Here is a 10923-nt window from a genome sequence, read left to right on the forward strand (position 1 = left end):
TGATCCGGTTTTTTTATGCACGGGTATTAAGGCGCACCTGCAAAAACGCCCGATGAAAGCAGGGCGCTCATCGGGCGTTCGTTGGACCGCCTCAGGCGATCGAGGTGTCAGGTCAGAAGTCCCAGCGGGTGCTGACCATCACGTTGCGCGGCTCACCGTAGATGGCCGAGTTGTAGAAGCCCACGTTGGTGTAGTAGGACTTGTCGAAGATGTTGTTGAAGTTGACGGTCGCCGACAGGTTCTTGGTGACCTGATAGCGGGTCATCAGGTCAACCAGCCAGTAGGATTTCTGGGTGATGTCCTGGTTCCTGTCCAGCGGCTGGTTATAGATTTCGTTCCAGGCCTTGCTCTGCCAGCGTACACCGCCGCCGATGGTGAACTTGTCCAGATCGCCCTTGAGCTTGTAGGTCGTGTTCAGGTTGACCTGGTTCTCGGGCTCGAAGGTGGAGATTTTCTTGTCGTCGTCGTCGCGTACCACCTTGTGGGTGTACCCGCCCTGGACTTGCCAGCCCGGGCTCAGCTCGCCGGAAATCTCAGCCTCGTAACCCTTGGTGATGGCCTTGGAACCCTTGAACGCGTAGTTCGGTGGTGTAGGGTTCGAATTGTTCCAGGCATCATCCGAAATGGCGCGATTGCTCTCGTGAACCTCGAAGTAGGCAATGCTGGTGTTCAGGCGTCCGCCGAAGAATTCGCCCTTGAGACCCAGCTCGTAGTTCTGGCCTTCATCCGGATCCACCAGTTTCTCGTTGCGATCCTTGATATAGCTTTCCTGCGGTTTGAAAATGTCGGTGTAGCTGGCGTAGGCCGAGAAGTTGTCGTTCAGGTCGTAGATCACGCCGGCATACGGGATGAACCGTCCGGTTTCCTTGTAGGAAGGGTTATTGCCGGTGATGTGGTAGTTGGCCACGCGGCCACCCAGAATCACGTTCAGGTCATCGATCACGTTCAGGCGCGTGGTCACGTAGTAGCCGGTCTGGCGAACGACGTCGTCCGTGTACTGCTGGGGCGGGCCGTAGATAGGTTTGCCGAGGTTGCCGTTCCAGTTGTAGAAGTCGACTTTGTTGCCGCCTGGCCATTCCGGCGACCAATAGCCTTTGCCCTGCCAGCGCGAGGTGCCGATCGAGCCGCCCACCACCAGTTCATGGTCGCGGCCGAACAGGCTGAAAGGCCCGGTGGCGTACAGGTCGGCTGTGGTGCTCTTGGTTTCGCCGGTGTACTTCTGTGCATTGATCTCTGCCGTGCCATCGGCCGCGGGTTGCACGAACTGGATGGACGCGAGGTCGGCATGGTAGCTGTTGATCTTGTGGTCGAGCTGGAACTTGGTGACCCAGCCGTCACCCATGTCATGTTCGAGCATGGCAAAGGCGGTACGGGTGTTTTGCTGCCAGGAACTCCAGTCGGTACCGTTGTTGTAGGAACGCGGCATCTTGTTGATGCTGCCGTTGGAGTTGACCAGCGGGAAGGAGCCGGACCAGCTCGAACCTTTCGGGGTGTTGTCCTGGTAGTCGAAGCCCAGGGTCAGCATCGTGTCGGGGGAGAGGTCGAATTCGGTGATGCCGTAATAGGTCTCGGTCTTGCGCGAGTAATGGTCCATGAAGGACTTTTTGTCCTGGTACGCCGCGACGGCGCGCCCGCGGACATTGCCGCTGTCGGTCAGCGGGCCGCTGACATCGACTTCGCTGCGGTAGTTGTCCCAGGAACCGGCGCCCACATCCACATGGCCCTTGAACTCCGAGGTCGGCTTCTTGCGGATCAGGTTGATGGTCGCACCCAGCGAGCCCGCACCATTGAGCAGGCCCGTAGCGCCCTTGAGAATTTCGACGCGGTCATAGATGGCCATGTCGCTCAGGGTGTTGCCCGCCGAGTAGCCCACGTTGCGCACTGCGGACGGAATGCCGTCGTACTGGAAGCTGTCGACCGAGAAACCCCGGGAATAGTAGTTGGTACGCTCGGTGTCATAGGCCGACACGGTGATGCCCGGGGTGTGGCGCATCACGTCATCGACGTTGTTCAGGCCGAAGTCTTCCATGTGCTGACGGGTAATGACCGTAATCGACTGCGGGGTCTGGCGTGGGGTCAGGGTCAAGCGGGTCGCGGTGGCAATGGTGCCCGGCGTATAGGAGCCTGAGCCTTCGGTGACGTTGCCCAGCATGTTGCCGGTCACCTGGGTGGGGCTCAGTTCCAGCCCGGTCGTCGCGCCGACAGCGCTCACCGTCAGGGTGTTGCCGTTGAGGCTGTGGGTGGTCTGGGTTCCGCCCAGCAGGGTGTCGATGGCCCGTTGTGGCTCCATCTTGCCCTTGATCGCGGTGCTGTTCTTGCCCTCGACATCACTCGGGCTGTACAGCACTTGCACGTTGGTCTGGCGACCGAATTCCTGCAGCGCGCTCCCCAGCGACTGGGCGGGAATATTCAACTCGATCTCTTGAGCCTGTACATAGCCTGCGATCGGCAGTGACACCGCCAGTGCCAGGGCACTCGGAAGGAGGTTGATGTTCAGGGCCCGTCGCATGGATAACGCTTTGCTCAGGGGGCTGAGACCGAGTCGTGCTGACATGGATGCTTTCTCTTCTATGTTTTAAGTGGGCAGTTCTAGGTGTTTATTGAGGTTAGTTCTCATTACCACTAGTGAGACGTTCCTACCTGGGAAAACCGGAAAACAAAATTCACGCCGGTTCCATCGCGTGCACGACTTGCCCGGCACGCAGGCGAACCAGTTGGTCGGCGATGTCGAAATAACGGTCGTCGTGGCTGATCACGATGATGGTCTTGCCCAGGCGCTTGAGGTCCGGCAGCAGCTCGGTATAGAAAATGCGGCGGAAGGCCGGGTCCTGGTCGGCGGCCCATTCGTCGAACACCAGCACCGGGCGTTCTTCCAGCCAGGCGTTGACCAGGGCCAGGCGCTTGCGCTGGCCGGTGGACAGGTCAGTGGTGCTGAATACCCCATCCTTCACGCTGACCTTGTGCGCGATCTCCAGTCGCTCCAGGTACTTGGCGGCGCTGTCCAGCGACTGCGTGGCGCTGCCCTGCACCAGGTCATCGAACAGGTAGTAGTCGGAGAAGATGGTCGTGAACAGTTGGCGATAATCATCGCGATCCGGCGCGCTCACGGCCTCGTCGTTGAGGCGGATTTCACCGGAGTGGGGCGGGTACAGGCCCAGCAGCAGCTTGATCAGCGTGGTCTTGCCGCTGCCGTTTTCGCCGACGATAAACACGATATCGCCCTGCTTGATGCTCAGGTTGATCGGCCCCAGGTGGAAGGGCGCGCTGCCTTCCACGGCCGGTGGGCTGTAGCTCACCTCGCGCAGTTCCAGGCTGTTGACCACCGGCGTGGGTGCTTCGCTGTCGTCCATCAGCAGGTGTGGCTCTGGCGACGAGAAACGTTCGGACAGCTCGCTGATGCGGCCAAAGGCAATCTTCGCCTTGCCCACCACCGGCAGATAACCCAGCAAGTGTTCCAGTGGGCCTTTCATGTACAGCAGCACCAGCACGAAACCGGTGATCACCGTCGGGTCCGGGTTGGGGTTGTAGGCTTGCATCGCCAATGCCAGGCCGATGACCACAAAGAACAGCATCGAACCAAAGGTCTTGGCCAGGATGTAGATGTTCACCGAACGCACCTGGATATCGCTGATGCGGTCGGCGGTTTCCTGGATGCGGTGGGTGTTCATGCGAAAGCGTCGCGGCCGGTGCATGCGCAGTTCCTTGGCGCCGGAGGCAATCGCGTTGTAGTAGCGCTGCAACTCATCCTCGTGGGTGCGCGCCAGGTCGAACCCCTGGATGCCTTTGCCACCGGCAATGAACTGCACGGCGCTGCCGATGATGATTGCCACCACCATCATCAGGAACATCGGCACCGACAGGTAGGCCAGGTAGCCCAGGCAGCCGAGGGTCACGGTGGCGGCAATCGCCAGCGGCGTGAACGCGAAGGAAAAGTCGCTGATGGTGTCGACGTCATGGGTCAGCACCGGGATCAGCCGGTGCGAGCGGTAGCGCTCGATCTGCCCGATGGGCGCCGACAGCACCTTCTCGCCCAGGTCTTTGCGCAGGGCGGCAATGATGCGTTGCCCGACGTAATTGGTGCCGATGTCCGAAATGATCGAACTGACCAGTGCCACCACGCACAGCGCCGCAAAGGTCAGGACCACGCCCTGGGTCATGCCGTTGGCCGAGTGCAGGGCATTGTTGATGGTAGCCAGCAGCAACGTGATGGCCAGGCCGCCGACCATGCCGAGGGCGACGGAAACCGTCACGATGGCACGAAAAGGCCTGAGCAGGGCGAGCAGGCCATGGAAGGCGCCGCGTTTGGGGTTGGTCATAAATACATCCCGGAGAGTGAAAAATGGGGCTGGGCACACAGACCCTTACCCATGACAAACGAAGCGCCGGGGCGAGTATTTAGCGTGATGTGCCAGGCGGTGGCCGTGGTGGATAAATCGGCGGGGGGCTGGTTCGTTCTTGTTCTGTAGGCGCACGTGCATCAAGGCCGCGCGCAGTTCATCCAGCGAGAGCGAAACAATGACGAAAAAGAACCTGGTGTATGTCTGGTCCCTGAGAAATGCCGCCGCCGACAAGGCCGGGCAGCCAGTGGCCTACAAGGACCACGAGCGCTACATGAAGTCGGTGCTGGAGTTTCTGGTGGGGTCGCTCAACGACACGCCGCTGGGCCAGGCCTACAACCTGGTGGGCGTGGTGTACGACGATGACGAGCAGAACCCGCGCGATCAGCAGTTGGTCAAGGACTATGGCTTTGCCTACCAGCCGGGCCGGCAGTGGCTGTACCCCGCCGACCTGCGGGTGCAGGGCAACCTGGTCAACGACTTGCTATTGAGCGTGCCGTCCACCTACCGCCGCCTGCCACGGGGCAGCGCCGAGCATATCGCCGGCAAACAGGATTTCGAACGCCGGCTGTACGACACCCTGGTGGAATTGAAGGCTGACATCGTGGTGCTGGATGGCTTGCTGGTGATCCTCGACGAGCTGGTGCGCCCGGGCGCGCCGTTTGCGCGGCGCATCATGAACATCCACCCGGGCATCACCCGTATCGAATCGCCTTACGAACGTCGTGGCGCGTACGCCACCTGGAACGCCCTGTACGGCGCACGGGGCCAGGCGGTGGTGGACTGGGCCACCAAGGAAACCAAACCGTGCGAGCCGCTGTACCTCACCGGCGCCTCGTTTCACTACGTGGACAATGGCATCGACTCGGGCGAGGTGTTCCACGACGTGCTGAAAACCGAGATTTCCCCGGAAGACACCATCCTCGAACTGCGCTGGAACAACTTCAACAACAGCCTGTTCCCGGCGCTGCACGAAGGCCTGGAACTGCTGGCCAAACAGGCCTGAACAACCCCATCCCTGTAGGAGCCGGCTTGCCGACGATGGCGTCAGTGAGATCGCCATCGCCGGCAAGCCGGCTCCTACAAGGGGGGGTTACAGTTCGCGCACTACGCGAAACCCAATCCAGTCCCCGCGCGTCTGCGGGTAGATGTTGTTGCGATTACCCGAGCGCGAAAACACCGGCGCCTCACCCCAATCATTGCCCCGAATCTGGTAACTCTCGCAGTTCGGCTCCATCCACGCGCTGCCATCGGTAGGCGCGCCGACGTAGTTGGGGTGTTCGCAGTCAGCCACCCGCTCGTACACGTTGCCGTGCATGTCATACATGCCAAACGCGTTCGGCGGGTAGCTGCCGACCGGCGAGGAATAGCTGTAGCCGTCCGCCGGGCCGTAGGTGTTGGCATGTTCGGCGATGCTGTAGCCCTTGCCCGCATCAAACGGGAACGGGAACGGCCCGGTGGTGCCGGCACGTGCGGCGTATTCACGCTGGGCTTCGCTGACCATCTGGTACTTCTGCCCGGTCTTTTTCGACAGCCAGGCCACGTAGTTCTTTATGTCGTCCATGTCCATGCATACCGCCGGCTGGCGCGGCCCCTGGGGGTAGCGCGGCTTGCTGGCGATGCACTCGCGGCCCGGGCGGGTGTCGCCATCGGCGATCTTGACCCCGGTCTGGCGCACATAGCTGTCCCATTCGCCTGCGGTGATGTGGAAGCGGCTCATGGCAAACGGCTTGGCGAAGGTCACTTCATGCATCGGGCCTTCGTCGGGCTCGCGGCCGACTTCATCTTCCGGGGTGCCCATGGTGAAGGTGCCAGCGGGCAGCACCACCATTTCCGGGCAGTCCTTGCAGTCCTTGAAGACTTTGCCCGGTTGCGGCGTCGCCGCCTGGGCCAGGCCTGGCAGCCAGGCGCCGCACAGCGCGGTCAGCGTCAATGCGGCCAAGGGTTTGAGTCGGGAGGGGATCATGTGGGCGCCTCGTTCAAAGGAAGAAAAGGGGTTCATAGCCGCTGGCTCAGCAGGGTCATGAAGCGATGGATCTCATCCGAGCTGTTCAGCAGGCCGGGGGAGGTGCGGATCACGGGACCAACGTCGCGGTCCACCGCATCGATCACCACGCGGTTTTTCATCATGTGCGCGACGACGGCCTCGCTGTCCTGGCCCGTGACCCGAAAGAACGTAAACCCGGCCGACAGCTCGGGGCTGCGCGGGGTGACCAGTTCGATGTTGGGCCGCGCCAGCAGCTCACTCTTGAGTTCAGTGTTGAGTGCATGGATGCGCGCCTGCACCTGCGCCTTGCCCAGCTGCAAGTGCAGCTTGAAGGCTTCGTCCGCCGCCCAGCGATGCTCGAACGCGTGGTAGCCGCCCGGAGTCATGGTGGTGGCGAAGTTGGTGTCTTCGGAAAAGGTCGGCACCATCGGCGTGACGTATTTGTTCTCGCTGTCGCGGGCGCAGACCAGGCCGGTGCCGCGCGGGCCGAACATCCATTTGTGGGTGCCGGCAATAAAGAAGTCGCAGTGCATGTCCGGAAAGTCCAGGTTTTCCACGCCGAGGCCATGCACGCCATCGACCACATAGAGGATGCGGTCCTTGTCGTCGCGATTGCGGTTGAGTGCCTGCACCAGCTTGCCGATCTCGCCGATCGGCAGCTTTACGCCACTGCCGGACTGCACCCAAGTCATGCCCAGCACTCGGGTATTGGGGCGGATGCTGCGCTCGATAGTGCCCAGCACTTCATCGGCGGAAACGTGTTGGGTGTCTTCGAACAGCGTGATCCGGCGCACCTGTGTGCCTTCCTTGGCCACACGAAAATCCAGCACGTTCTGGGTGGCGTAATGCTCGTGAACCGTGGTGAGGATTTCCTGGTCGGCACGCACCTTGATCCCGCCATAAATCATCGCCAGGCCTTCAGACGTGCTGCCAGTGAGGGCGATCTGCGCTGGCGTGGCGTTCAGGTAGCGACCCGCCCATTCACGCACCTGGCCTTCGCGTTTCCAGGTTTCCTCCAGGCCCCAGTCCATCGCCAGACCCGGGTTACGGTCGATTTGCAGGCGATAACGCTCGATGGCCTCGCGCACCGGCTTGGGGTGCGAGGCCACCAGGAAGTTGGAGAAGTGCAGGTAGTCCGGGTCCTGGTTGAACAGCTGCTTGAGCCCTGTCCATGGCGAGCTTGCTGCAAGGTCTGGCGCGGCGGCCAATGCCTGAGGGAGCAACGGCAGGCTGGCGGCGAATACGCCGGCCTGCTTGAGAAACGTACGGCGGTCGGTCATGGACACACTTCGTGGGTGATTAGCGATTGGCCAAGGGTTTGGCGGCTTTTTGTACCTGGTCCCACACTCGCAGGAAGTTGCCTCCCCACAGCTTGGCGATGTCGGCTTCGGAGTAGCCGCGCTGGATCAGTTCGGCCGTCACGTTGCGTACCTCGCCGACGTTCTCCCAGCCCTGCAGGCCGCCGCCGTCGTTGAAGTCCGACGCGATGCCGACGTGATCGATGCCGACCTTGCGCACGGTGTAATCAATCGCATCGCCCCAATCCTTGAGGCTGGCCTTGGGTTCCTCTTCGAGGATGGCGTACAGCCCCTGGGCGTACTGGCCGAACTTCTGCTCGGGCCAGGCGCTGATGATCGCGTCACCTGGCATCAAGGCCATGGCCAGGTTGGGCAGGGGAGGCAGGTCGAAACGTGCGCGCAGGGCGTTGAGCTTGTCCTGGGTCGGCTGGCTCAGCGGGCGCAGATAAGCCGGGAAGCCCACCACTTGCACCACGCCGCCGCTGTTTTTGATCAGCTGCAGTTCCTTGTCGCTGAGGTTGCGCGGGATATCCACCGACGCACGCGGCGCCGAGTGGGACGCGATCATCGGCGTGCGGCTCAACTGCGCCACCTGCTCCAGCGCCTTGGTCGACATCTGCGACACATCGATGATCACCCCCAGGTCATTCAGGCGATGCACCGCTTGCTTGCCGATGTCCGACAAACCGTCGAGGGCGTCCGGCGAGTCGTTGAAGAACGGCAGCGGGCGCGACGAATCGGACCAGGCGTTGTTGCCGATGTAGCTGAAGCCGAACATGCGCATGCCGCGCGCGGTCCACAGGTCCAGCTGGTTCAGGTCGTCTCCCAGGGGGTAGGCGTTGAGCATGCTGATAAAGATCGCGAACTTGCCTTCGCCATGCAGGCGACGGAAATCATCCGGTGTATAGGCAATGCCCACCTGGTTGGGGAAGTCGCGCACCATGCCCGAGAGGATCTTGTAGCGCACCTCCTGCTGGTGCCGGGCCTCTTCGACAAAACCGTCGGTGGGCTTGTGCGGGGCGTTGGGGCCGTTCCACATCTCGGGCCAGCCGAAAATCGTCAGGGCCGCCCCCGACAAGCGCCCGCGTGCTGCCTTGGCCAGGTCGAACTGGCCGCTGCCGTCCTTGTCGGCTTCGTTCCCGGCCGTGCCGAAATCCAGGGGCACGGTGATGTGGCTGTCGAACGACAGCAGGCGATCCTGCATCTCGTTGGCCTGCTTGATCACTTCCAGCGGGTAGCCGGCATTGCCACGGAACCAATGGTCCCAGGCCAGGAAACCCGCACCGGCACCGATGGCCAATGCCAATGGCAGGCCGATGAACAGCGCCTTTTTCGAACGTGGTTTTGTCATTGCCATCTCAGTCAGTTGAGGCCTTTGCTATCAGGGAAGAACGAGCGATGGCAGGGGAAATTTAGGTGGCGGCGCCACGCCGGTAAATTTCACCGGGCTGCAAACGTTCTAGCTCTGATTAAGCCGTTTCCTAAGGTAGACAATGACGATCTCTCGACGTGGGTTCATCGCAGGCCTGGCGCTGACGGGCGCAGCCGTGCCAGCGGCCCTTTATGCCCATCGCGAGCTGACGCGTGAAGAAGAATTCCCGATCACCCCCGGCGAGGCCACGGTTGACCTGGCCGACACCCGTGGCCAGCACCTGGCGAATACGCTGCGGGGTGTCTGGAGCCTGCGCCTGGAAGGCCGCGATGCGGGGCTCAAGGGTTTGCCGCTCGAAGGCCTTGAACTGTTGCTCGACATCGCCCCCCGGGGCCGTGGCCTGCGCGGCTATCTGGACACTGCGGCCAACCTGCGCGCCGAAGGTGAGCCGCGCTACCGTGTACTGGGTGACCTGCTGACGGGCGATGGCGCGGTGCTCTACTGGCGGTTGATCGACCGTGATGCGGCGGCGGGTGAGCCTGCCTATGAATTCAAGATGACCCTCGACGAAGTCTGGAGCGAGTTTGGCAACGCTGGCAGCGGCACCCTCAGCGGGCAGATCCTCGACCTCGACCGCCCGCTGGCGTTGACCGAGCGTGACAACCGCTTTGTCGCGCACAAACAGCTGTTTCCCGAAGCCCGCCAGCGCATCGGCCTCAACCCGACCTTGCTGGCCTGGCTGATTTCCCCCGAGCACCGCCTGTTCCATCAGCTGTGGCACGCCTCCCGCGATCAATGGCACAAACTCACCGAAGAAAAACGCGAGGCCCTGCGCGGCATTGGCTGGCAACCCGGCCCACGTGGCCAGGAGCGTGACGCCCGGGGCAAGCGCAAGGACCGCAACGGCTCGGGCATCGACTTCTTCTTCATGCACCGCCACATGCTCGGCACGGCGCGCTCCATGCAAGACCTGCCGTCCTGGCCGCAGTTTCCCGAACCGCAGCCGGCGCTGGAGCGTGACCGCCTGGGCTTCGTGCGCTACTTCGACAACAGCGACGGCTTTGCCCTGCCACCCACCTGGTCAGCCCCCGACGATGCGGACTACACCCAGTGGGTCAGCGACATCAAGGCCGCCGAGACCTACCACAGCAATTTCCAGGTGTGGGAATCCCAATACCGCGACCCGCGCTACCTGGCCAAGCTGACCCTGGGCCAGTTGGGCTCCGAGATGGAACTGGGCCTGCACGACTGGCTGCACATGCGCTGGGCCTCCGTGCCCCGCGACCCGTCCAACGGCGGCCCGGTGCCCTTTGCCCGCGACCCCGCCGACTTCGCCGCCCGCTGGTACGCGGCTGAGAACGACTTCCTTGGCGACCCGTTTTCTTCCCACGTAAACCCGGTGTTCTGGCACTTCCACGGCTGGATCGACGACCGCATCGAAGACTGGTTCCGCGCCCACGAGCGCTTCAACCCGGGCGAGGTCAGCCGGCTGGAGGTCAACGGCGTGGCCTGGTTCGCCCCGGGCCGTTGGGTGGAAGTGGCAGACCCCTGGCTGGGCCCGGACACCCACGGTTGCAGCACCACCCCCGGGTTGCAGGTGGGCAAGTCGATGGAGATGGACCCGGAGGTTATGAAGCTGGCCCTGCGCATTACCTTTGGCGCCGATGAAGACGTGCTCAAGGGCTTGTTCAAGCGTGTGCCGAAACGGCCGTGGTATGCACGCAACTTGAAGCTCAAGTGAGTCATTCGATCGCTCCCACGCTTTATCGTGGGAGCGCTCAAAAAAACCTGAATTTAAATTGAACCCGCTCTGATCCGCGCTTGTCCCCGCTTCCCATGTCACCCCCCGCGCTGCAAATCCCTTAATTTCCCAACCCTGTCGGAAGCCCCTCCAGGCCCCCGGCTGCGCCCGCATTTTTTACCGGGCCA

The 10923-nt window shown here is 62.3% G+C and carries 7 protein-coding genes; 2 read left to right on the forward strand and 5 right to left on the reverse strand.

Features of this window, described 5'->3' with window-relative positions:
• Window positions 1-112 precede the first annotated feature (112 nt).
• A complete protein-coding gene (locus tag M2394_RS29780) occupies window positions 113-2554 on the reverse strand; it encodes a TonB-dependent siderophore receptor (RefSeq protein ID WP_178925978.1) in 2442 nt (813 codons plus the stop codon).
• A gap of 109 nt (window positions 2555-2663) precedes the next feature.
• A complete protein-coding gene (locus M2394_RS29785; RefSeq protein WP_178925977.1) occupies window positions 2664-4316 on the reverse strand; it encodes a cyclic peptide export ABC transporter in 1653 nt (550 codons plus the stop codon).
• Between the two features lie 199 nt (window positions 4317-4515).
• Here M2394_RS29785 and M2394_RS29790 point away from each other — a divergent pair, with 199 nt between their 5' ends.
• Window positions 4516-5343: a N(5)-hydroxyornithine transformylase PvdF gene (locus M2394_RS29790; protein WP_259175722.1), complete on the forward strand. Its 828-nt coding sequence runs from the start codon at window positions 4516-4518 to the stop codon at window positions 5341-5343.
• A gap of 87 nt (window positions 5344-5430) precedes the next feature.
• Here M2394_RS29790 and M2394_RS29795 read toward each other — a convergent pair whose 3' ends face one another.
• Genes M2394_RS29795 through pvdM form a run of 3 tightly spaced genes read right to left on the reverse strand, consistent with a single transcriptional unit; the run spans window position 5431 to window position 8973 of the window.
• Window positions 5431-6303 (reverse strand): formylglycine-generating enzyme family protein, encoded by an 873-nt coding sequence (locus M2394_RS29795; protein ID WP_259175723.1) that lies wholly within the window; start codon window positions 6301-6303, stop codon window positions 5431-5433.
• Window positions 6304-6335: 32 nt separating this feature from the next.
• Window positions 6336-7604 (reverse strand): aminotransferase class V-fold PLP-dependent enzyme, encoded by a 1269-nt coding sequence (locus M2394_RS29800; protein ID WP_259175725.1) that lies wholly within the window; start codon window positions 7602-7604, stop codon window positions 6336-6338.
• Window positions 7605-7623: 19 nt separating this feature from the next.
• A complete protein-coding gene (gene pvdM, locus M2394_RS29805) occupies window positions 7624-8973 on the reverse strand; it encodes a pyoverdine-tailoring dipeptidase-like protein PvdM (protein WP_178924906.1) in 1350 nt (449 codons plus the stop codon).
• A 142-nt stretch (window positions 8974-9115) separates the two neighbouring features.
• Here pvdM and M2394_RS29810 point away from each other — a divergent pair, with 142 nt between their 5' ends.
• Entirely contained in the window at window positions 9116-10735 is a 1620-nt protein-coding gene (locus M2394_RS29810; protein WP_259175727.1) for a PvdJ/PvdD/PvdP-like protein, read from the forward strand.
• Window positions 10736-10923 lie beyond the last annotated feature (188 nt).

This window comes from Pseudomonas sp. BIGb0164 (genome assembly GCF_024810135.1).
In the GTDB taxonomy this organism is placed as follows: domain Bacteria; phylum Pseudomonadota; class Gammaproteobacteria; order Pseudomonadales; family Pseudomonadaceae; genus Aquipseudomonas.

What these genes read in the sequence shown, in the direction of transcription:
- M2394_RS29780 (WP_178925978.1), bottom strand. Translation starts at nt 2,554, where the DNA reads ATGTCAGCACGACTCGGTCTCAGCCCCCTGAGCAAAGCGTTATCCATG.
- M2394_RS29785 (WP_178925977.1), bottom strand. Translation starts at nt 4,316, where the DNA reads ATGACCAACCCCAAACGCGGCGCCTTCCATGGCCTGCTCGCCCTGCTC.
- M2394_RS29790 (WP_259175722.1), top strand. Translation starts at nt 4,516, where the DNA reads ATGACGAAAAAGAACCTGGTGTATGTCTGGTCCCTGAGAAATGCCGCC.
- M2394_RS29795 (WP_259175723.1), bottom strand. Translation starts at nt 6,303, where the DNA reads ATGATCCCCTCCCGACTCAAACCCTTGGCCGCATTGACGCTGACCGCG.
- M2394_RS29800 (WP_259175725.1), bottom strand. Translation starts at nt 7,604, where the DNA reads ATGACCGACCGCCGTACGTTTCTCAAGCAGGCCGGCGTATTCGCCGCC.
- pvdM (WP_178924906.1), bottom strand. Translation starts at nt 8,973, where the DNA reads ATGACAAAACCACGTTCGAAAAAGGCGCTGTTCATCGGCCTGCCATTG.
- M2394_RS29810 (WP_259175727.1), top strand. Translation starts at nt 9,116, where the DNA reads ATGACGATCTCTCGACGTGGGTTCATCGCAGGCCTGGCGCTGACGGGC.